This is a genomic window from Desulfobulbaceae bacterium (assembly GCA_013792005.1).
Classification (GTDB): Bacteria; Desulfobacterota; Desulfobulbia; order Desulfobulbales; family VMSU01; genus VMSU01.
Genome location: VMSU01000201.1, coordinates 2,256 through 28,020, shown reverse-complemented (window position 1 = coordinate 28,020; position 25,765 = coordinate 2,256). Strand labels below are relative to the sequence as shown.

General features: G+C 58.9%; 1 protein-coding gene. It reads right to left on the bottom strand.

What is annotated here, in order from left to right; all coding sequences use genetic code 11:
• Positions 1 to 25,765: LEPR-XLL domain-containing protein (locus tag FP815_13035; GenBank protein MBA3015849.1), on the bottom strand; the 25,765-nt coding region annotated here is incomplete at its 3' end.

The following is a 25,765-nucleotide window of genomic DNA, read 5'->3' as shown; positions in this document are numbered from 1 at the left end:
TTGATGCAACGTGAATGGCATCTCCGTCCGGGTCGCTGTCGTTGGCCAGCACACCGTGCTCAGCATCGATGGTGAGGAGCTGTCCAGGGCGCGCGGTATAGCTCTCGTCAACGGCTATTGGTGCCGCGTTGGTCACATCGATGGCCACAGTGGCTGTATCTGTGGCCACCCCGTCACTGATGGTGTAGGCGAAGCTGGTGAGGCCAACAAAGCCTGTGTTCGGGATGAAGCTGAAATGCCCATCAGCGAACATCGTGATTGTTCCTTGCGTGCCGGTCACGTCAATTGTAGTCACTGTCAGGGTATCGTTGTCGGCGTCGGTGTCGTTAGCCAACAGACCAGGGGCGTCAATGCTGAGCGTCTGATTGGCGTGCACGCTGTAACTGTCGTTTACGGCATCCGGCTGATGGTTGATGTCAGAGGTAGTGGCGTTAAACGTGAACGCATAGTTTTCTGGATTGGTGTGGCCGGTATAGAGACGAACCAGTCCGCCTTGTGATCCCACCAGAATATCAGGAAGCCCGTCTTGATTATAGTCACAGACAAATTCCCTGCTCCGCGGGGTGTTGGGCAGGTCTATCTCCACATCGGCGGCCTTGAGCGCTTGATGGCCGGTAAAGACAGGAGTGGCATCGGTGCCCGTGTTCATGTAGAAGAACAATTGTCCTTCGGTATTGCCCAAGATCAGATCTTTACGTCCGTCATGGTTGAGATCGAAGACATCTACACTGGCACGCCCGCTTGTTACTACCAGGTCAGCGGCATTTTCTTGCACCACCACTGCGTCGGCAAAATCAGGGGTGCCTGCAGTACCCTGATTGAGATAGACGCGAACCTTGCCGTCAAAGGCGCCTACCACCAGATCGGAGAGGTTGTCGTTATTCCAGTCGGTGATATCAAAGGTCGTTCTGTCGCCAACGTCCAGGTTCACTTTACCGTTCGCCGGGCCGACTTGCACCAAGGCCCCAGAATCGAAGGTTGGCGTTGAGGAGGTCCCGATGTTGGTGAACACCTGCATCGTTCCATCTGCCAATCCAACCACTAGATCTTGCAAACTGTCCGCATTCCAGTCATGGAGCCGGGGGAAGGCACCGAGACAGCCTTCAGCTGGTAAGGTTAGATCGCTGCCATTTGACTGGGCGTAGAAGAAACTGCCGAATGTCGGGGTGGTTGCCGAGCCGGTGTTGAGGTATACGCGAACCTTGCCATACTTGTTGATTCCGTCTGTGGTTTGTTCACCGACGATCAGGTCGGATAGGCCGTCGGCATTCCAGTCGGCTAGCGTGGGTACGGAGTAATCCGTTACCTGGATGTCTGCGCCATTGGCCTGAACATTCTGGGCGGCATCAAATACCGGCAGACCAAGCCACGCGACTCCTCCGCCAGCACCCAGCAGCTTGCTGCCGGTAGCATCGGTGAACTTGCTGTAGTCTAGCTGAAGTTCGTATCTGCCGGCCGGCAGGGTATCGGTGCCACCTGTCTGGCCATTGAGCAGCCAGGTGAGGATGCTGGTCCCGTCATCGTACGAGAATTGATCGGCTCGTAGTGCTATCGTGCCAACAACCTGGTTGGAGGCGGAAGGATCTAGCTGGGCCAGAGAGATCGCCGATACAATCGAACCATCGCTTATCATCCCGGCGATGTTCATTGGTGCGGAGAACCTCACCGTCAGCGCATCCACACCTGTGGCACCTTGGCCGTATTGTACCGTGGTCTCGACAATTGCCGGACGAATGCGGTAGTTGCCGAAGTCAAGGCCGGACAGAGTCGCTCCTGCAGCAAGAATTACGGTGTGTACGCCGGCCTCTCCCTGTTGCTGCAAACCGCTCGTTCCATCGCTTCCTACATTTGCCCCGCCGCTTGACTGGGTAACGCCAAATTCGGTGATGTGGGCAACTAGCCTCTCAAAGTTGAGACGTGGGTACTGTATGCCTGTGTTGGGAACGTTGTCGATCTCATCGTCGCCGTCAGTGATCAGGTCTCCGGTAGAGCGCAACAGGGTGGCGAACTCGCCGGTGGTCAGGCCCCGACCAAGTATTTCATGGGCAATCTGTTGAGCCAGAGTGGCGGCGCCGGATACAAAGGCTGCAGCCTGGCTGGTTCCTTGCATGGTACGGATGCCACCGTTAGGATCTGCCCCGTTAAAACGAGCCCCTGGCGCGAAGGTGTCAAGTAGTGCTGCGTCACGCTGGGAGAAGGCGGCGATCTCGTCTACGCCGGTGGCGTAATTGGTCGCCCCGGTAGAGACTGTCCATGGGCCGCCAAAGTCTGCGGCCCAGGTGGCGCCAACGGCAATTGCAGCCGGATCGGATGCCGGATAGGCTACCCCCATGCGGCCGAACTGATAATAGTTGTTGCCGGCGGCAGCAATGACGATGACGTTGGTCTTCGCCAAGGCGGCCAGCTCGTCACCTATGCCGTAGCGCGAGAGTTGATCGGTCCAGTTGCCGCCATCTCCCAGGGAGAGGTTAACCACACCGACATGATATGCTTCGTGATTAACCAGCACCCACTGCAACGCCTGCTCAAGATAACTGAAATATCCCTGTCCGGAGTCCTTGAACACCTTGAGGGCGATGATGTCGCTGCCAGGGGCAACGCCGGGATAGAGGTCGTCCTGGGAGCCAACAAGGCTTGCGATATGGGAGCCGTGTCCGTTGATGTCGCTCGCATCGGCGTCATCGTCGGCGAAATCGTATTGATAGATGATACGGTCTCCGATACCGTCGCCATTCAGGTCGGGACCGAAGAAGCTATGGTTGAGGTCGATGCCGGTGTCAATGACGACCGTGCTGATGCCGCGGCCATCCAGACCAGCATATCCCGGCTGGCTGCGGAGAGCGGTGATGCCTACCGAGGACAAAGCGGAGTTGATGGCCACCGAGCCATAGTCAACCGAGGATGAACCGGTATTGGTTGCCCAGTTGGAGCCGCAGCCGCAACTGAGGCTTTCCATGGAAATGTTTGAACCAGTGGTCGTGACGGTGACGTTTGACGAGCCGGGCAGAGGTGTGGTCTGCTGCCAGCCTTCCCTCTGGACTTCGACTACCGTGTAGTTGCCGGGGAGCAGATCTGTGAAGCTGTATCTGCCAGCGCTGTCGGTCTGCGTCCAGGCCTCACCTGAATCCAGCACGCCATTGGCATTGTTGTCCAGGAAGATAGTCCAACCTTCGATGCCAGGTTCGTCCGTTCCCCACACGCCGTCAGCATTCAAATCATTGAATTTGGAGCCGGTCAGGGAGGATAGCTGACAGTTGCCAATAGCGGTTGTTAGGACAAAGCCGCTCTTGACGGTGTAAGGCACGTTGGGGGTGGTGCGAAGCCAACCGTTTTGCGTCACTTCGCCTATCATCACGATACCGGGGCCGATTGAGGTGAAGCTGAAGGCGCCGTCGGCGCCAGTGATCACGCTTGCCTCACCGCTGTCCAGAGTACCGTTGGAATTACGATCCAGGAAGATGGTCCAGCCGGCCAAGGGGGCCTCGCCCGCGTCCTGGGTGCCGTCGGCATTAAGGTCGTTGAATTTGATGCCGCTGATGCTTCCAGTGCGGAAATTGCCGAAGTCAGCGCCTGTAGCGGTAGTGCCATCTGCCAGGTTCACGGTGTAGCCGCCGGACAGCGGCGAGGTCAGGATGCAGCAAGAGGGTACGACCTCAACCACTCGGTAGGCGCCGCCGCTCAGATTGTTGAAGGCGTATTGGCCGTCGCTGCCGCTGACGGTGGATACTTCACCGCTGTCCAGAATGCCGTTACTATTGCTGTCCAGGAAAATGGTGTGGTCGGCAAGGCCGATCTCCGGATTCCAGCTTGAAGGGTTGAAGCTGCCGCTACCGTCCAGATCATCGTAGACAAAGCCGCGGATACCGGTGGGTAGGGTGGCCAGGGTTGTCCAGGATACTGACCTGGAACCGCTGCCGGAGTTGCCTGCCAAGTCGGTGAGACCTGCGGCGTTTACCGTAAGCTGGTAGGCTCCCGGACTGGAGGTAAAGGCGTCGAGACCTGAGATTCGGTATTGGACACCTGATACATTGCTGACCGTGACTGAGCTGTCTAAGGCTATAGCTGCACCGTCACGGGTGAGAGTAAGATCCTCGAAGGTAAATCCGGATGGAATCACCAATTCGTCGAGGGAGACATCGATGGATTCAACCCCAGTGGTCCTCGGGTTGGGAGTAACACTGGCGATGGAAGCTACTCCGGGTGCGGTGACATCGACAAAGACATCGAAGAAGCTGTCCTGTGCCAGATTCCCGGCACTATCGGCAACTCGTACCCGGATCTTGTGAGCACCAGGGCCGCTTAGGGTAAAGGTGTGGCTGAAAGCTGACCCTGTCACCGTGGCGTAGCCAAGTTCCTTGCTGGTGGTCGTATCGGTGAGACGCACGGCCAGGCCGGTCTCGGGCAGGTTTCCGGAGATGGTCAGGGTCAGGGAGTTGGTCCGACCGTCGGTATTGGAAATGCCGTTATCCGGGGTGAGGACGAGGTTTGTCGGAGCAATGGGGGCGACAATGTCCATCACCCAGGTCTCGGACACCGAGCCTGAACCAAAGTTTCCTGCCAGGTCCTTGATCCCGGAGCCGTTGACGGTCAACACATAGGTGCCATCTTGACCGACCTTCCAGTTGAAGCCTTTAACCTTCCAGGTGTCGGCATCGACCTGCTCCACCGTTACCTCGTTGGTGATCAGGTTGTCGCCGCCGTTTTTAGTGAGGGTGATGTCGTTCCAGTCAAAGGTGGAAGCATCAATTGCTTCGCTGAAGTCCACATCCAGCCCCATGACCACGATGTTTCTCGGGTTGGTGGTGAGATGCTCGATGCCGGTGAAAACCGGAGCTGTGGTGTCCATGGTCCAGGAACGGGAGAACTGACCAACGCCAGCCGTGCCAGCAGTGTCTTCGGTGGCCGTGGCAGAGATGGTAAGGGTGTAGGCTCCTTCCGCAGCCGTGAAACTGCCCAGGCCGACAACGCGATATGTGGCAGCGTCGATCTGGACCATGCTGACACTGGCGTTAAGGGTCACTGCACTGCCGTTTCTGGTCAGGGTCAGGTCGGTCCAATCGATTGTTGCAGGATCCATATCTCTGGAGAAGGAGATATCCAGTTTGTCGACCGCTGTGTTGCGCAGGTTTGGGGAGACTGCCTGGAGATCGAGGATTACCGGAGCCGATGCGCCCATGGCCCAGTCGACGGTGGCGGTATTGGTTCCGGAGTTACCCGCCAGATCGGTAATACCGTGGGCATCCACGGTAAGACGGTAATTGCCGTCATCTGCCGTGGCGCTGGCCAGGCCGGAGATGCGCCAGGATGTGCCGCCAAGGTAGGTGACGGTGAGGTCGGAAACAATGACGTCAGCGCTGTTCAATGTCAGCCGGATATCGGCGGCGGTAAGAGTTGCCTGGTCGATGATCTCGGAGAAGGTCAGCTCCAAGGCGTCAACCGGTGTGGTCTGTAGTCCGCCAGAGACCCCGTTAAGCGCGGTGATCTGTGGGGCCTCAAAATCGACGATGGAAAAATACAGGGTGTAGCTGCCTGTACTGTCGAAATCCAGGAGATGGAGCATGTTTTCGTAGGTCGCCCCTGGCTCGCCGGCGTGGAAGGTCCGGTTGGTTCGCCAGACCATGCCGTCGATGGGCAGTTCCTTGCCATCCGAGCGGACCACTCTGGTGAGTCCGTAGCCTGGCAGGGTATCAGCCACTTTAAGGTATGCCCATCCTGACTCCATGGTGGCGTTCAGGGTGCGGGTCAACCCGCTGCCGGCGAAGGCGGCTTCGCTGGCCAGGGAAACGGCGGCCTGACCTCCTGTGCTCATGTACAGCACATCCGGGGTGTTGTTCTCATCCGGCACATCGTTGACCAGGTAGTCGGGGATATTGTCGTCGGACGGGGTGGTCACTTTTAGGGCGCGGATCAGTTCGTGGATATTGACCTCTTTGATCAGTGAGGTGCGCAGACTGCCCGCATCATCCAGGTGCTCGAAGGTGGCGGAGAAGTCTTTGAACTTGCCCTGGAGGCTCGAGGTCATGTTCCACTGGGCGGTCTTGGTTTCGGCCGGGGCGATGCTGCCCAGGTTTACGGTCAGTGATGGCGTGCCAGGGTTGGCCCCAACCTGGGAGCTGATGATCTTGAAGTCGATCAGCAGACCCTTCTCGTTCTCGATGATTTGCGGTTGGGCAGAGGTAATGGTGAGGTTTGCCGCGCCGCCCTTGCCGACGTTAACTACCTGGAGTCCCAGAGCGAACGGTTCCGAGGGTTCGATCTCGTCGGTGAACGGATCATCGGCGTAGACATCGCGCTGCCAGAAGTAGTCAAGTTCCAACTGGGCTTCCGGATAGACGGTGATCCGAGCGGGCAGGAGCGGCACATCGACGACCGTGCCGTTCTCAACATAATGCAAGGTGCCGCCCATGTAGTAGAGGACTGGTTCGTCGGGTGCTGCGTCGTTGGTGGGGACAAAGGTGTATTGGATAGTGCCGTTGGTGCTCGGACCGAGAACCCATTGTCCGTTGACCTCGCTGATATTATCCAGCACCGGGCCGCGGAGCAGGAACATGTCGTTGGCATCGTTGCCAGCGGCATCCCGAATGTCAAGGGTCAGGCGGATATCTTCCAGCGAGGTGTCGCTTCGACCGTTGTTCAGCTCTAAGGTCCCCAGGAAGGCCGTGCGGGTAATGACCGCTTCCTGCTCCAGACGCAGGCGAACCTCGGCGCAGACCCCGCCGCTTTGAGTAGTGAGGGCGGTGTCGCCGGAGGTGATAATATCGCCCTCCTCACCTGCCGATGCGCTGCTTGTGCCCGAGCAGTTGTTGAGGTAGGAGGTGTAGCCGGTGGGGACTCCGTAGGGTGATCCGGCTCCCCCGTAGCCGCCCCATCCGCCCCATCCGCCACTGCCACTGCCACTGCTGCTGCTGCTGCTGCCGCTGCCGCCCCAGTCGATGCTACAGAGGCAGGCCAGGATATCGGACCAGTTGCTGGCCGCGCTGGCAAGGGCGCCGGCGGGTCCTGCCGCTAGACCACCAGCCAGCGCTTTGCAGGCAGTGGTAAGGATGGCTGTTTGGCAATCATCGAGTAGCTCGTTGCCAGTAGCGGCGGTGTAACAGTCAAGCGCCATGCTGATGACGTCGCAGCCGGCTCCGAGCAGATTGCCCATGGCCCGCTCAAGAAGGTATGTGGAAATTGAGCCGGCAGCGTCACTGAAACCTTCCAGGCAGCCGACCGTGGCAGCCAACTGCACAGGAACTCTTTGATACTTGCCGTCCTTGCACTCGTAAGTATAGACCACGCCGAGGCCGAGGCACTTGGTCAGGGCGCTGGCCGGGCCAGCAGACTGGATATCCCCACCGGTGGCGTTCAGTTTCGCCATACCGGCATCGGACAGGCGGATGGTTACTGGGATGGTCATTTCGCTCTTGGCTGCCAGAACCGGTATTTCGGTGATCAGCGGGGTGATGATGTAGTCCGGATCATTGGGCACATCGATTCGGACTTGTGTGGCGTTGATCAGGCCGTGGTTGCGCATGGTAATGCTGAACTGGGTGGTATAGCCAGGCAGAACCATGGGCATGAGGAACGGTTCGTCAACCGTGACCACCGGCATCGGAACTTCGGTTTCAAAGGTGGTTTCCAGCACGATCTTGTAATGGTCCTGGATTTCAGTGGGCACCACGGTCCAGTTGTAGCTTACTGCCTGCCGGTGGAGGAACAGCTCCTGGTCGACCAGGCCGCCAGGTGTGACATAGACGCTTTGCCGCACTGTGTCGTGTTTGGTTGCGCTTGCCTGCAGGGTGTAGGGGCCTTCGGCGACACCGATAAAGGTGACGACACCGGTGTCATCGGTGATCGCGGTGGCGACGACCTGGCTGGTGTAGGCGTCAAGGAGCTGGACCGTCGCGCCGGTTAGATTCGGAGCGTTCTCGGCAAAATAGGTGTATTCATCGGTCACCGTCACTTTGACGTCACCAACTGCCTCGGATACGGCCCGGAACTGGAAGTTGACAGTGGCGTGGGTACTGGTGCCAAGGACGTTCAGTGATCCCCGGTAGATGTCAAGCGGCAGGTCCTGGCCTGGATTAAGAAGCAGATTGATGGTCGCCTTCTCTCCCGGCGCCAGGCTGGGCAAGTTGGCGTTTGAGCCAAGAGTCAACCACGGGATGTTAGTGGGTAGTTGCACCGTGAGGGGGCCGCTCGCAGCGCCGCCGGTGTTGGTTACCTCGAATGAGACGGAGGACTGTCTGCCCCGTAGCATACCAGCGGTAAGATAGCCAGGATTGGCTACCAGGCGCGGGGTCAGCGGTGTTACGGTAACCGACATCGTCAGCGAGGTGGTGATGCCTTCGGCGCTGGTGATGATAATCGGAGTCGAGCCGTTTAAAGCGGTTGCGTCTGCGGCAGCGGTAATGGTGTAGTCCAGCATGGCCGTGCCGGAGCCCGGGAGCGCAGTTGGGGCATCTAACTGGACTGTCAGGCCGGGCGGTAGATTGGCAATAGCGGCAGCCAGATTGGTCAGGGCGATGGGACTCAAGTTCCTGATCTCGATCTGGCCGGTTTGTGATCCACCAGGCAGCAGGGCGGCGTTGATACTGCCCATGGCCTTCATCCCCAGGATATCGAAGGCATCCTGGGGGGTGTCGTCGGCAACCCCGGGGAAGACGGCAGTGATCGTGTAATGGCCGGCCTCGCCGGGCAGCGGGGTGAATTTAGCGGTGAATTCTCCGTCGCGGTTGGTGAGTGCGTCAATCTGGCGGATTGTATCCCCTTTCTTTACCCGGACGGTTACCAGGGAGTACTTCTGGGGTTCGCCGGTGGCGAGGTTGGTCGCCGAACCGGACATCAGGATCACGGTCCCTTCCGGGGCCTGTTCCGTATTGGTGGACACGGTGGCGCCGTAGGACGGGGTTACCATCATCGAGGCGGCGCGGATGTTGTTGTTTTCGTTTAGTTCAGTGACGTTTCTGCCGCTGTCGGTGACCACGAAGGCCCACAGTTGACCAACCCTGGTGCCGAGATTGACCGAGATGGTTTTGCTGTAAGAGCCGTTAGTGTCGAGGGGTGAGCTGCCGGCGTAAGAGCCAAGGAGCTGGTCATCGGTAGACAGCACACTGTCGCTGGAGAGGTATACGTTGTCCACCCAGGTGCTGTTCGCTGCGCCGAGTCCTTGATTGATGGTGGTCCAGGAGAGTTCAATGGCGGAACTCGTCGCAGCGCTGGACGGCAGGGTGATACTCTGAACCTGAAGATCAGGCAGTTCCCGATCTGTAACCTGAAGCACTAGGCTCGCGCTGTTGAATCCGGAGGCGGCTGCGGTCAAGGTGGCGTTCTGGGTGCCATCTTGAATGCCGTCCTGTATCGCATTGACGGCAAAAGTCACCGATTGCTGCCCTGCGGGAATTTCGACGCTTGCCTGTACTGTCGCTTCGGTGGTGTCGGTTGAGGTCAGGTACACCGTCAGCGCTTCGGTGGTGACGGTGTTTCTGGTCACGGTGGCGGTGGCGGCATTGGCCCCGGCCGCTTCGGCCAGCACATTTTTGTCAATGGTGAGCGTTAGTGTCGGGCCGTCATTATCGGTGATCAGCAGCGATTTCTCGATATAGGTTCCGGAAAGGGGGGCGGAGGAGAACTGATCTACCACTGCTGCGCCGATTCGGACCAGATGATCACCGTCGGCCAGGTTGTTCTCGAGAATCGCAATATCGAATTCAGCCGTTGCCTGGCCTGCGACGAAGGTGATGTAGTTCGGCATCCTCACTCGGCCCAATTCTCCGCTCAATACCACCCGGACCTCGCTGTCGGTGACAAAGGAGCGGGTCAGGGTGCCATGGACGGCGGCTGGCCCGCCACCCTCGGAGACAACCGAGGTGGAGAGATCCATGGTCATGGTGGGGATGTCGTTATCGAGGATGGTCAGCCGTAGACCGCCAGCGGTGAAACCATTGGCCGATGCCGTAAGATCAACCGTGCGATTGCCTTCGACTACCGTGTCGTTGACCGGAGTCACCTGGAAGGTCACGCTGTTTTCTCCCGCAGCAATCACGACGCTTGCCGGTGAGGTCAGTTTGTAGGTCCTGTTGTTGGTGAGGTCGACGGTCAGGGCCTCGGTGGTTGGGGTGTTGCGGGTCAGGGTAACGTTTATTGGGCCATACCCTTCATCCACGGAGGTAACCGGAGCCGTGAGCTTGAGTACCGGGGTGTCATTATCGTTGATTCGCAGGGAGGCGGCGCCATCGGCAAAACCTGTGGCTGTGGCGGTGACCGAACCATTGCGGTTGCCATCGACGAGAGTGTTGTCGGTGACTCCAACCGTGAAACTGACACTGGATTGACCTACCGGAATCACCACTGAAGATGGCAACACCAGATCGGAGTGCGAGCTTGACAAATTGACAGTGAGGGCGCTGCTGGTGGAGCCGCTGCGGACGATGGTGCCGGTTGCGGCATTGGCCCCGGCCTGCTCGGCCACTTGCGAGGTGTTCAGAGTCAGGTTCAGGGCTGCGCCCATGTCAAAGGCCGCATCGTCGATAGCGACGTTATTGGCCTCATTGGTCTCGAACAGAGCGTTGCCAGTATCGGTACGGACTACCAGCCGGTATGAGCCGGTGGCAAAGGATGACAGGGTGACAGACTCGGTGCGGGTGACGTTGCCGCCCGATGCTGCCAGGTTGTTGCCGGTGTACCAGAAGGTGGCCAGTAGTTGGTCGCCGCCAATGGCATCATCGGTGGATAGCCAGACCTGTTCTGACCAACTGCCGGTGGCGGTCAGATTGCCAAGGTTGGACACCGTCCAGGATATCTGACTGGGGCGACCTGCCAGGGCGCTGACTGGAGCCTGGATGTCGGTCACCGCCAGGTCCGGGTACGGGGCCATTTGCGAAGTGACGTTGGCGCTGGCGCTGTTGTTGGTTTCTCCTGTGCCGCCGGAGTTGAACTCGAAGATGTAGTTGCCGACATCGGCGTTTACGGTGATCAGCAGGTTGCCCGCTCCGCGCGTACCCTGGGGTAGGTTGAAGTTGTAGGAGCGGGTGCGGAAATCACCACTGTTGATCACTCCGCCACTGTTCTGGTCGTAATGGACCCAAGTGTTGACCAGGGTCTCGTTGGTGTCTTGATTGACCACGGTCACCAAGTCGTAGAATGAGCCGGAGGTGGACGCGTTGCCGCTGTTGAACACCTCCCAGTTGACGGTTACGCTGTCGCCGCTCTTGAAATTTGAGGGGGTGACTCCGAGGTTCTGGACCTGAAGATCAGCGTAAGCACCGATAGTCGAGGCCACGGTGGTGGTGGCTGTGTTGTTGCTTTCGGCGGTACCGGAGGTGTTGTGTTCAAATACCTGATTGTACCAGTCGGTGCTGACAGTTACTTCCAGGTCACCCACACCGCGGGTGCCGTTGGGCAGGGTGAAGCTCACCGAGCGGGCCAGGTTGCCGCCCGCAGCGATACTGCCTTGGGATGCGGCATTGTGGTGGAGCGTGTTCGAGTAGAGCCATTCTCCAGTCGTGGTGTTGCGGACCCGGACATAGTCGTAGAAGGAGCTGGCAGTCGGGGCGTTGCCGGTGTTGGCAACGTTCCAGGAGATGGTAACCGCATCGCCGGAATGGAGATTCGGGGTGATGGTGAGACCCTCTACGCTCAGATCAGGATACGGGGCAAGGGTTGAACTGGCGGAGGTGGAGGCGCTGTTGTTGCTTTCAGCTGTACCGCTGCCGTTGTACTCATACTGATAATTGTATGTATCGGCGGTAACGGTTATGGTCAGGTCGCCGACACCACTAGGACCATTGGGTAGTACGAAGTTGTAAGAGCGGGCCAGGCTTGCACCGGCGGCCACGCTGCCTTCACTGGTGGCGTTATGGTAGACATGGGTGTTGAGTAGGGTCTGGCCGGTAGTGGTGTTGACTACCACAATGCGGTCGTACCAGTTGCTGCCGGCGGCCAAGGTGCCGGTGTTGACGTCGTTCCAGCTGATGGTCATGGTCTGACCGGTTGCCAGGCTGCTGGGAGTGGCGGACAGGCTCTGTACCTGGAGATCGGCATAGGGAGCGATGGTCGAACTAGCGGCAGTGGAGGCGCTGTTATTGGTTTCCGCCGTACCCGCGCTGTTGTATTCGTACTGGCCGTTGTAAGTGTCAGCGGTGACGGTAATCGTCAAGTCGCCTGCCCCGGCGTCACCATTAGGGAGCGCAAAATCATAAGAGCGGGCCAGGCTTGCGCCTACGGCCACGCTGCCTTCACTGGTTGCATTATGGTAGACGGTGGTGTTGAGCAGGGTCTGGCCGGTGGTGTTATTGACCACCACAATGCGGTCGTACCAGCTGCTGCCGGCGGCAAGATCGCCGGTGTTGACGTCGTTCCAACTGATGGTCATGGTCTGGCCGGTCACCAAGCTGCTCGGGGTGACGGTCAGGTTCTGCACCAGCAGGTCGGCATAGGGAGCGATGGTCGAGGTGGCAGAGGTGGAGGCGCTGTTGTTGGTTTCTGCCGTACCCGCGCTGTTGTACTCATATTGATAATTGTATGTATCTGCGGTGACGGTTATCGTCAAGTCGCCGATGCCGGTGTCACCATTGGGGAGCGCAAAATCATAAGATCGGGCCAGGCTTGCGCCTGCGGCCACATTGCCTTCGCTGGTCGCGTTATGGTAGACGGTGGTGTTGAGCAAAGTCTGACCGGTAGTGGTGTTGACTATCACAATGCGGTCGTGCCAGTTACTGCCGGCGGCAAGATTGCCGGTGTTAGTGTCATCCCAGGAGATGGTCATGGTTTGACCGGTATGCAGGGCGCTGGGGGTGACGGCCAGGTTTCTAACCTCTAAGTCGGCATAGGGCGCGATGGTTGAGGTGACGGTGCTGGTCGCGCTGTTGTTGGTGTTGCCGGTGCCGCTAGTATTGTATTCATACTGGCCGTTGTAATAATCCGTAGTCACCGTGACCTGGATGTCGCCGACTCCCGCATCGCCATTGGGCATGGCAAAATCATAGGAACGAGCGAACGTACCGCCGACAGCGAGGCTCCCTTCTGTACCTGCATTGTGATAGACAGTGGTTGACAGCAGGGTCTGTCCGGTTCTGGTGTTTACCACCTGTACCAGATCATGCCAGGAGGAACCGGCTGCCAGGTTGCCATTGTTCAGATCGTTCCAGGTGATCTGCAGGGTGCCGCCGGATTGCAGGCCGCTGGCCGGGGTTACGCTGAGGCTGTCCACCACCAGATCGGCATAGGCCGCGATAACGGAGGTAGTGGAAGCGGTGCCGGTATTGTTGGTTTCCGCCGTGCCGCCCGCGTTGTACTCGAAAACGTTGTTGCCCCAGTCATTGGTGATGGTGATGGCCCAGGTGGAAACGCCTGCGTTGCCGTCCGGCAGGGTGAAGCTGTAGCTTCGGGCCTGGCTGCCGCCAGCCTCCACCGCTCCGGACACAACAGAGGTGTAGACCAACCATTGGTCGGTGGCGGTGTTCTTGACCCCGATAAAGTTGCTGTAGCCGCCGCTTGCCAGGTTGCCGGTGTTGACGTCGGTCCAGTCCAGGGTCACCTGATGGCCCGATTCCGGGGTGGCCGGAGTGACCGTCATGTTTTGTACCTGAAGATCGGCATACATAGCCAGCGTCGAGGTCAAAGTGGTTGATGTCTCATTGTTGCTTTCGGCTGCCGGGGTTTGACCGGCCATGTACTCGTAGATGTTGTTGTTGATGTCGGTGGTGATAATCACCTGGAGATTGCCAACTCCGGTCGGTCCGTCGGGCAGACGGAAGTCATAGGAGCGGGCGGCTGTTCCCCCGGCGGCGATGGTGGAGCTATTGTAGATCTGCCAGGTATCGAGCAGGGTCGATCCGGTGGAGGTGTTGATCACCCGTACTCGGTCGTAGAAGTTGGCCTCGGTGGTGTTGGTGCCATGGTTGGCGTCATTCCAGGCAATGGTAATGACATGGCCTGACTCAGGAGCGGTTGGGGTGACGATGAGGTTCTCCACCCGTAGGTCGGCGTAGGAGGCGAGCGTTGAGGTTTGGGTGACGCTTGCGCTGTTGTTGTTGTCGCCGGAAACCCCGGCGGTGGTACGTTCGAACAGTTGGCTGTAGATGTCGGTGGTGACGGTGAACCGCAACTCGCCCACGGCGCTGGGGCCGTCGGGAAGGGTGATGCTGTGGGATCTGGCGATGGAGGCGCCGACGGCGATATTGTTAGCCGAACTTCTGCCGTCATACCAGAAGTCCCAGTTCCCCAGGTTTGTGCTGGTGGTGACGTTGTAGACATTGACCCGGTCATAGAAATAGCCGTTCATCACCCCGTTGCCGATATTGGCGGTGTTCCAGGTGATGGCGACCGAGGCGCCGGACTCCAACTGCGGCGTTGCGGCGACGGCGAGATTCTGTACCACCAGGTCGGGATGGGTCCCGTAGCTGATCACGATGGGAGTGGCAGCGCTGACGTTATTGTTGTTGTCAGCCTCGCCTTGGGAATTACCCTGGTCGGAATGGACGAAGAGGTAGTAGGTGCCTTCCGTCAAAGTGTGATTGAGCGGTAGGGTAAAGGAGACGCTGTTGTTGTAATCGGTGTGACCGGCCAGCGGCTGGACACCGGGGTGACGGTAGGCGATGTAGTTGTCGCTGCTGTCAAGCACGTTGTTGTTGGAGAGGATGACATAGTCATACCAGTTGGCCGTGGCCGGGGCGGAGAGATTATTGTGTCCCACCCAGCTCACCGTGATCTGCTGCCCCCAGAGGGCCGAAGCAGGTGCGGTGACCACTGGTGCGATCAGGTCGACTGAGTCGACATGGACCGTGGCGGTGTAGCCGTCTCCGCTCTCGCCGTTCACTCCATTGGCGTTCTGATTCATCAGGTTGCCGACCAGGTCGGTGAGGGTCGGACTGACGGTGAGGGAGTAGTCGCCCTCGGCGTACTGGCTGTTGAAGGTCACTCGCAGGGTGTTGCCGCCCACCACGCTGGCGCCGGTGATCTGCCCCAGGAGATTGGAGCCTCCCGGCCCGGTGAAGGCGGTGATATCCGCGGAGCTCACCGAGGCGGCGGCAATGCCCTCACTGAATACCATGTCGATGGTATTGAACGGGGCATTGGTTGTGGTTGCGGGAGATTGGGAGACCACCATTGGCCCGGTGTGGTCGACATGGAAGCTGCCGCTGTGTTCAAGATTGTCCACACCCTGCAAATCCTGCAGCGCTCCTGCTGCTAACGTGTAATTAAAGGTGCCCTCGGTGTTGGTAATGTCGAGGGTGAAACGCACGGTGCGGCCGTCAATGAACTCGACGGCGGTGGCGGTGGCCCCGTTGTCAAGCGTCAGGTCAGAGGCTTGCACCGAGCCGACGCCGATCGCTTCGGAGAAGGTCAGGGTGATGGACGTGGGCGGGGTGATGAAATTTGCTCCTTCCGCAGGGATGGTTGCCACTACCTCGGGGGCCGGGTTGGTGGCGGAGTCGAGATTGGCGCCGTTGACCTGCAGGATGTAGTTGCCACGGCCTGCGCTGGCGTTGTCTCCCGCGGTGATGATCCGCACCTCGAAGGTGCCGGTGCTTGCCGGCATATAGACCAGCTGGGCGTTGCGGCCATCAGCGGCGCTGTTGTCATCACTGGCTACCAGGCCGCCATTGGGGTCATAGAGTTCCAGTCGCACGTCCATGGTGTTGTGCGGTTCGCCAGCACCATCACCTGGGGTTGTGGTGGCGATAGTTAATTCTTGGCCAGCGGTGGCTTGGAAAGTATAGCTATCCGTTCTATCGCCGGCAGCCCAGGCCACGGCTTGTTCCAGCAGCCGGTCAGCCGGTCCGCTGGTTTGATTGCTCAATCCGCTGACCATGTAAAGCGGGCCAAGGTAGACGCTTCGCCCAGCGCCTGGGTTTCCTACTACTACTGCAGCGCGGGTTCCGGCATAACCAAGCACTGTGGCCCCGGCATCAACGCCGGTGGAGTATTCGGAGTAGGTGCCGGGGTAGAAATCAGCTACCTCCGTGGTTACTGGATGATTGGTGATAGTGATATCGATCAGTGGGTTGTATTGATATATGTGGCCGACAGTAGTGTCTACTGGCAGGATGGCATTGATGTCCGCCACCGGGGTCCCACCATAGGAACCAGCGGTATAGATAACCCAGCCGGTGCCGACCACGCCGCCACCGCTCTCCACCCACTGGCGCAGGGCCGGGGCAATAGCAGCAATCTGGCTGTGCGCCGTGTTGGAGTCTCCGAGGATCACTACATCATAATTTGAGAGTTCGGCAACGGTGTCGATCTGGCTGTAGCTCACCGAAGTAGCGGTAAAATCGAAGTAGGTGTCGTCGTTGAGTTGGTTGATTACAGTGCCGGCGTTGCCGCTGTTCAGCACTGCCACCCGGATGACATGGGCGGTGCCGCTGCCCTGGTTGCCGAGTGCGCCCAGCACTTGGCCGGTGGTGGAGATATCTTGGGCTCGGGCTGAGGTTTCCACACCGAAATCAGCAGAGCGGGTGACCACCAGGCTGTAGGGGAGTGTGGTTGCGGAAGAGACGCGGAGATAGTAGGTGCCGGTCGCCGGGGCTAGGAAGGCGGAGATGGATTGATCGACGTTACTTGGGTCGCTGATGCCGTAGGACAGGACCGAACCGTCGCTAGCGCGGAGTTCCAGGGTCAGGCCGCTGGCCGTGGGCGAATCGGTGCGGGTAACGGCGATGCTTGCCGATTGTCCGGCGTCAAGGTAAAAGCTGAACCAGTCGTCATCGCCGGCAATGGCGCCAAGGGCGGCCAGCCGGTCGGCTGAATCTACCAGGGCAACACTTGAGCCGTCCAGGCTTTCGGCGTTGGCAAGGGTGTTGTTGTCAATGCCACCCCAGTTTTCGGTCTCAAGCTGCGAGTTAAGAATCAGTTGGGTGTCGTAGGCGCCGACACCGGCGATACTGGTCACCCGGACTGTGTAGGCGCCGTCGCTGGTCACCGGCACGTTTTGCAGCAGCGCGGTAGCGCCAGCGGCTGATGCGGCGGCAGTGCCAAGGACTGTGGAGCCGTCCGGGGCGATCAGTTCGACCTGGGTTTGGAGTACGGCGCCATTGGGGGTGACCCGTACCGTGGCCTTCTGGCCGGCGGCAAGCGCCACTGTGAAGTCATCGCTGTCAGCGGTTCCGAACAGGCTCCCGCTGGAGGGTGGGTCATAGATCAGTGAACCGGAAGGGGCGACCGATTGCATCGCCGCCATTGGGATAGCGTTTGCCGCATCGACGCGGAAAGTGACTACGAAATTGCCGCCGCTGATGCCGTCGCCGTTGCCGTCCAGAAGGTTGTTCTGGGTGTCGCGGAAGCCATTGGCCGAGGGAACAAGCGCCAGACTGTAGTTGCCTTCAGCCAGGCCGTGGAAATTCGCGGTAAGGGTGCTGGTTGACGGATCGTAGCTCAGCAGGTCGATGTCGGAGCCGTACTGGTTGTAGAGTACGCTCTCCGGGATCAGCGCCTTGCCGCTTCCGGGAGGCGTCCAGGACAGACCGATATAGGCCCCGCTACCGTTTTCAAAGAACTCCAGGCGGAGGTCGTGATATCCTTCGGTAAGATGCAGCACGGTGGAATACTCCCTGGCGCCGTGCACACCGTCGTTATCGATTACCAGGTTGCCGTCGATGTAGAGACGACTGCCGTCGTCGCTGTTGATGAAGAAGGTGTAGTCTCCCTCCACGTCGGCACGGATGGAGCCGGTCCAGCGGGCAGCGAAGTAGTCATAGAGACCCAGCCCGCTCATGCCGTCGCCATCACTGAAACTTACCTGGCTGTCGGTGCGGGTATGGGTAGGTGTCGCCGTGAAATCTATTTCGCTCAGGTTGTTGATGGTGTGCCCGATATTCCAGTACTCGCCCTTCAGTCCACTGGTGGCAAAGGGAACGAGTTCGTTGGTGTCGGTGTTGGTCAGCAGGATATCGTCGAAGCCCAGACCAAGGGTGGCCAGTTCTTCGCTGAAGGTAGCGGTATAGGTGAGATCGCCGGGCGGCACGATGTCGCCATTAGTCAGGCTGCTGCTGATTACCGTGGGCGGGATGTGGTCGACACTGGCGGTGCTGCCTGAAACGGTGAGCAGGTAGGCGCCTTTGGTGCCGTTTTCGGCTCGAACTTCGATTCGGTAAATGCCGCCCTGGGCGGCGGTGTATTCGATGCGGGCATTGCGGCCGTCAGGTGAGGATTCGGTGTAGTCGCTTGACGGAATAACGCTGTCGTCCGGGGCGTAGAGCGTCAGCGCCGCATTCAGAGTGTTCTGGGGCTCACCGTCTCCATCGCCAGGAGTCGTGGTCTCAATGACCAGGTTGTCTCCCAGGTTGACGATAAAGGTGAAGGCGTCCAGGTCGCCCACGTTGAAGTTGACGACCCGTGATCGCTCTTGAGCGCTCATGCCACGGAGGGCATCGAGTTCCATGTTGGCGAGCTGTTCCGCCCGAGTGACAGCGGTGGGCTGGTTGCCGGCCTGGGATGCGAAGTGCATGATGATCTTGGTCTCTCCCGGAGCCAAAGAGAGGGTGTAGTTGTAATTGATGTTATCCCCGGATCTTGTAAAGGTGGCAGGCCGAATCTGGGCGTTATCACCGGCCACGACATGGGTCACCACCGGGTCGCTTCCGCTGGTGCCGGGATTGGAATCGTCGGTGACCAGCCAGTTGTCGTTAACGGTGACGGTTGAGTCACCGCTGGAGGTCATGATGTACCTCTCTGACCCGTCCGAACCTAGATTGGTGTAGATGGGCAGGGTGTAGTTGACACTGGAGCTGCCTGGGTTGTGGATGATCTCCAGGAAGCGGGCGAAGCTCTGATCCGATGGGACGAAAATCTTGCGGGTTATGCTGAGGCCGTCGATCGTCGCCGGACCGATAATGATCTCTCTGCCGCTCTCTTCAGTCAGGGCGGTGGAGAAGTTGGGGAATCCGGAGAGGTACATGCCTCCGTCGTAGGCATCCGAGGTGCCATTGTTAATATTACCATCGCTCCGGATGTCCCAAAGGTAGCCGCTGGCATCATAGAGGTTGACGCCCAAGCCGGTTGAGCCGCTGGGGCCGGAGCCGAGATCGCCTGTTCCTGCGCCTCCGCCGACGAAGCCGAGAACGGTGTCGGTGATGGAGATGTCCTGAATGGCTGGGAGTTCTAGGTCAAAATCAGCGCCACGGGTGATCACCAGGCTGTAGCCTGTCGGATCACCGCTGACCTTGAGGTAGAAGGTGGCATCCGCGATCGGGGTGAAGTTGGAGATATAGCGGTCCAGGGTGGTGGAGTCGGTGCTGCCGGTGGCAAGCAGGTCGCCGGTAGCGTTGTATAGCTCCAGTTCCACGGACCCGGGCAGGGTTCGGTCATTGCGTGACAGGGTGATGGTTGAACTCTGCCCTCCTGGCAGGCTGACGCTGTACCAGTCTGCGAGATCCTGGGGGGCGGTATCAAGAACACCGGGCTTGAACGACAGGGTGTGGATGGCGATACCGGTGTTATGGGAGGCAATCACACTTTGGCTGGCCATGTCAACGACAACCAGGGAAGCCGAACTTGAGGTGTCGCTGATGCCGAAGTAATAGCCGCTGTCTGGATCGAAGTCGCCGTGGTGGGCGGTTTGTCCAATATTGAACAGATAGTTTGAGGAGCCATCCTGGGAGTCGATGAGATAGACATCGCCGCCGCCATTGACTAGGTAGAGATTGTTGTTGGCGTCGGCGGCCAGTCCATGAGTGTTGGGCCAGATGTCGGTGGAGTTGAGCAGTGTGCCGTTGCCGGTATCCGGGTCGAGTTCAAAGAGCGCGCTATTGTCCTGTGACCAGGCAAAGAGCCGGCCGGAGGAGTCGCAGGTCAAGTTTACCAGGGTGTCGACCCCGGGATTGCCGATAATCGATCCGGCGCCGGTTGCCATGTCGATAGCTATCAGGGAATTTGCGGCGCTGGGGTCGTTGCTGGAGACCGTGCCGTAGAGAATCCCCCGAGTTGGGTTGTACTCGAGGCCATTGACGGCATAGCCGATAGCGCCGATAGTCCGGATTATCGAGCCGGTGGCGGGGTTGAGTTCCACCAGGGTGCTTGGGTCGCTGGAGTTTGAAGCCCGGATGGTGGCGAACAGGACCGGAGGATCACTATATGGCGAGTTGATCTGGCCGATGGCCGCTCCGCGGCTGGCGCCGTGACCCAGGTCGATGAAGCTTAAGTCGATATCTTGGGCTGTTGCCAAGATGGCGCTCCAGTCGTTCTGGTCGGAAACCTCCACTTCCTTGGCCGCGTTGAGTAGGGCCTGGAGACGGTAGCGACCATCGCCGCTCGCCGACCTGACGACGATGCTGTAGGCGCCAGTTTCGGTGATGGCGATTGTTTGCAATACCGCGTCGGCGCCGTTTGCCGACGCGGTGATCACCCCAAGGGAGCTGGCGTTTGGATCGAACAGCTCTATTTCACCGGTCAAGGATGGGTTGTCGCTGGCTAAGATCACGGTAAGGACTTGGCCTGCTTCAATCTCCAGGGTATAGGTGTCCTCATCGCCTTGTTCGTGGAACTGGCCGTTAACCAAAGAATTGTAGATCAGGGAGCCGTCTGGCAGGATGGCTGTAAGCGGTACAGGGTAGGCCTGGGTGTCGGCATCGACGTAAAAGGCAGACGAGAAATTGCCGCCTGGGCCGCCCCAACCGTCGCCATCCAGCAGGAGTCCTGCGCGGTCCCGGAACGCTGTGGGATTGCTCAATAGACTCCAGATGTAAGCTCCCTCCGGCAGGCTTGGAAAGCTGATCTGGGCGCTGTTGGTATTGGCGTCGTAGATTAGATTGGTGGCGTTGTAGCTGTTGCCGAGGTCATCGGTCAGGGTCACATCCTCCACACCTAGGCCAACGGGGTCCATGGGCTCGGAAAAGGTCACGCTGATGGTGAGCGGGTCGGTCGTCTGTACTGACCAATCTCCCACCGAAATGGAATTAACCACCGGTGGGGTCTGGTCGGTGGTGAAGAAGGCGTTGTACTCTTCAAGTCCAGCGCCGGAAACGCTTTGCAGGGCGCCGGCGGCGATAGATACCGTGTACACTTGGTCTGGACCGATGTCGGCGCTTGAGATGTCGAACTCCAGGGTATTGCCGTCGATCACCGTTACAGCGGTGGCGGCTACGCCATTGACGGTCAGATCATCGGCGCTGAGAGAGGTCAGCAGCACCTGTTCGGACAGAGTGATACGGTAGGTGCCGGGGTAGTTCTGGATGCCGGCATTGTTTTCCGGCACGGCGGCGGTCACTGTAAAAGGCGCTTGTTGCCCGGATGCCCCTTCCACGGTGAGGGTGTAGTCTCCGCTGCCGGTGGTGGCGCTGACTTGCACCGTGTAGGTTCCAGTTTCGGTGACCATAAACTGGAGCCAGGCATTGCGACTGTCCGCGTCGCTGTTGTCGTCGTCGGCAATAGCTGTGCCATTCGGATCAAGGAGAGTGATGGCCGGATCAAGGGTGTTGTTTGGCTCACCGGCCCCAACGCCCGGGGTGGTGGTATAGATGGTCAGGGTGTCGCCTGCCGTGGCATGAACGGCATAGCTGTCAAGGTCTTCGCTGATATGGGCCAGAACTTGCCCGGTTTTGCCGATGTCCTGAGCCTGACCGGAAGTATCATTATTTTCCTGTTCAAAGGCGCTGTTTCTGGTGACTACCAGGGTGTAATCGGCCGGGGAACCGCTACGGACCCGAACGGAATAACTGCCGGTAATGAAGGCCTTGGCATCGCGGATGGCAAGTGTCGTGTTGGTCGCGTCAGCGGTACCTGTGGCCAGGAGTTCGCCATTGGGGTTGTATAGGTCGAGCCCCAGTCCTTTAGGAGCGCTGTGTGTGCTCGTGGTCAGGGCGATGGTAGCCAGCTCCTGTTCCCCCAGGGAGAACTGGAACCAGTCTTCAGTATCCATGGCGCTGGTATCGAGGACGCCAGGTGTAAAGGTCAGGGTGTGCAAAAGGACGCCGGTGTCATGAGTGGCGACAACCATTTCTCCGGCCATGTCGACCACCACCAGCGAAGTGTTGTTTGACCACGGTTCACTGATGCCAACGTAATAGCCGGTAAGCGGGTCGAAATCGCCGTGGTGGGCGGCATTGCCGTTGCCAACCCCGGTGTTGCCGATATCGAACAGATAGGTCGAGCCGCCAGTCTGGGGATTGAGCAGGTAGACATAGCCGTTGCCATTGATCAGGTACACGGTGTCATTGGCGTCGGAGGCCAAGCCATGAGTGTTCGGCCAGATGTTGGTGGAAGTGAGCAGTGTTCCGGTTCCTGTGTCGGGGTCAAGCTCCAGCAGTGCGCTGTTGTTCTGTGACCAGGCGTATAGACGTCCCATGGAGTCGCAGGTTAGGTTCGTCAGGGTGCCGTAGCCTGGGTTGCTTATGACCGCTCCGGCGCCGGTGTTTATGTTAATTTCGATCAACGAATTTGGGGCATTCGAGTCTTGATTGGAGACGGTAGCGAAAAGCCGGTTGCGGGTGGCGTCGAATTCCAAGCCATTTATCGCATAACCGATGTCGCCGATGGTATTGATGATGGCGCCTGTCGTGGGGTCAATTTCCACCAGGGTGCTCAGGGTTCCACCATTGCCGGTGGTGCCGAGCAGTCTGGGTTGCTCGCTGTACACCGGTTTGGCAATGGCGCCGGTGGCGGCACCCCGGCTTGCACCGTTGCCCAGGTCAATGAAGCTTGCGTCAATACTCTGGGCGGAGCCGATGCCGTTATTTGCGCCCAGGCCGATGTCTTCCATCTCGCCTGCCGCATTGAGAATCACCCCGACCTCATATCGGCCCGTGCCATCGATGCTGGTCACGCGGATGGTGTAGGCTCCTTGAGATGGTGCGGCAACAGTGTTGAGCACGGCTACTTCACCGGCGCTGCCGGCGGTGTGGGTGCCAAGACTGCTGGCGTCGGCGCCAATAATCTCGATTTGGCCCTGGAAGGTGGTGTCGATGGGGAAAAGAGCTACACTTAATGTCTGATTGCCGTCAAGCTCTACGGTGAACTCATCGATGTCCCCTGTTTCGTGGAAGGCGCCTGCTGCCATGGGGTCGTAGATCATTGAACCCAGGGGCATCTTGGGTGTGAGTGCCGGGTAGGCCTGACTTGCGGAATCGATAGCAAAAGAGAGGGTGTAATCGCTGCCAGGCATGGGGTTGCCCACTAGGTCGGTAAAGCTTTGCTGGGTGGCGAACAGGGTCAGGGTGTATTGGCCTTCGTCAAGGTCTGGGAAGTAGACGGTTACAGTGGAGGTGGAGTTGTCGTAGATCAGGTTGACGGCGGCAATATCGATGTTGTTAAATTCTGAGTGAAGAGCGACGTCGTCGAGTGAGAGCTGCTCAGGATCAAGCTCCTGGTCGAAAGTGATGCTGATGCTGTTGGCGCCGACAGCAAGGACTTCTCCGACATCGGGGGTGCTGGAAATGATACTTGGTCCCGTGGTGTCCAGGGTGAATGTTAGGGAAAGCGAGGTGTTGTCTTGTCCTGAGAGTCCTCTTACCACAGCAGCGTCGAGTTGGACGGTGTAGTCGCCATCGTTTCCGGCCAGGGAAGCGATGGCGAAACGGGCTTGGTTGGTGCTGACCAGGGTCACGTTGTCAGCGGCCGTTCCATTGACAGTAAGGTCGCTGGCAAGCAGGCTGGTGGCATCGACGGCGCTTGAGAAGGTGAGGGTGATGGCATCAGGGAAGGTGGGCAGAGTGGCGCCGTTATTCACAGAGGCGGTGACGGTCAGGTCGGCAAGTGTCGGGGCGCTGGCGCCGCTTACTTGCAGGGTGTAGTCACCGGTGCCGGAGTATGCTGTTACTTTGATTCGGTAGGTGCCATTGGTTGTCTGTTCCGAGGGAAGGGAGATCAGAACGTTTCTTCCGTCTGCCGCATTGTTGTGCTGAGAGCTAACCAGGGAGCCGGAGGGGGCGAAGAGTTCGACGAGGGGCACAAGATCGTTGATCGGCTCGCCTGCGGTGCCGCCAGGGGTGGTGGTTTCGATGGTTAAGGCGCTGCCGGCGGTTACCTCGATGGTGTAGTGATCGACGGTGTCCTTGCCGCTGGCAGCCCAGGCCACGGCCTGTTCAAGGAGGCGGTCGGCGTTGGTCGAAGACCAGTTGTACTGGCCATAAACAGGGCCGAGGTACGCACTTCGGCCTAAACCAGCTTCTGCGGCCACGACTACCGGCATGCCGTTGGTTGTGGCGAGGACTGATGCGCCTGCATCCGCACCCGAATTGCTGGATGAAATATATTGGCCTGAGTTGGAGAATGTGACGACGTTCTGGGTGATGGGGTGGGTGGCGTCAACAATTGTTACGGTGGGGGTGCTGGTATAAAAGTAGGTCCCGGTAAGTTGGATGGGGATGATTGCATCGATATCGGTAACCGGTGCGCCTGATGAACTACCGGCGTAGTAACTCAACCAGCCGGTACCCACGACTCCGCCACCGGCTTCAACCCAGGAACGGAGTGCGGGGGCGATGTTTTCATACGGGTAATTGCCATCACTGTCGCCGATGATGACCACGTCATAGGCGTTCAGTTCAGCCACGGTGTCAAGTCCGGCGCCGGAGACTGAGGTGGCGGTGAAATCGAAATAGGTATCGTCGTTGAGCTGACTAATGATGCTGGCGATGCTCCCGCCGTTATTATATACCGCGACTTTGATAGTCGCTCCGCTAAATCCTGCTTCCGTCGTAGAGCCGATGTTTCCCAGTACTGTGTGAGTTGCTGAAATGGGCTGGGCGTTGGAGATTTGACCGTTGGGGTCCAAATCAAAATCGGCATTACGGGTGACAAGGAGTGTGTATTCTACGCCGGTTTGACCGCTGATTCGGGCATAGTAGGTCCCGTCAGTCGGGGCGACAAAATTTCGGATTGATTGGGTGGCGTTGCTGGCAGTGCCATCGGCGATGGAGATCAACTCATCGGCAGAGTTGCGAAGCTCCAGAGTGACCGAATCCTGTGCCGCTTCCGGAGCCGATGGGCTCAGGGCGAGGGTGGCCTGTTGGCCGGCGCTCAAGGTAAAAGAGTAGTAGTCAGGGGTTGTGTTGTCCGCCTTGCCAACCACAGCCAGGCGATCAGCGCCATTGGGCAGGGCAAGGGATGAGGCGCTGAGGGTGAGGGCTGAGGTAATGTCGTCGTTGGTTGGACCACCGTAACTCTCGGTTTCGACCACTGCGTTGAGCCAATACACGGCTTGGTAGTCACCGGTGCCGCTGATGCTGGTTGCCTCGATTGAAAAGCTGCCGACGTTGGTTGCCCCTGAGGGTAGGTTATGCAGGAAGATTGCCTCTCCCGGGGCAGCTGCTTCCACAAAGTGGGCGCCGCCATCGGGGTCTGTCACCTCCAACCGGGCCTGGATGTCGGGATTGGTCGGCAGAATGGCGATAGTCATGCTCTGGCCCGGATCGGTGCTGACCGTGAAGGTGTCTGTTTCATCTACGGCAGAGAAACTAGATGGTACCGGGGCTGTGTGGACCAGGGAGCCGAAGGGAGGCAGGTAGGGATCGGCCAGGGCCATGTCGATGACCGGAGCCTGTTCAGCCGGTAGGGACTGGTAGATGATCTGCTCGTTCTGGTCGGCTGCGGCGAGTAGTTCGGTGGCAAGCGGGTTGAGGTCGGCGGAGAGCAGGACTCGTGGCTCCATCGCCTCGAAGCGGACCCTGTCGGTGGTTGACGAGCGTTTGCCGCTGTTATGGCGGGCCCGGTGCAGACGTCTTTTTAATCCTCGCAGTTTTGAGAGTACCGATGTTTCGGTGTTCCTGGAGCCCTGTTCGTCGATACCTGTAATCTGTGCCATAGTATTTCCTCCATTTAGGGCAGCCATGAAGCTTGGCCATAGCAT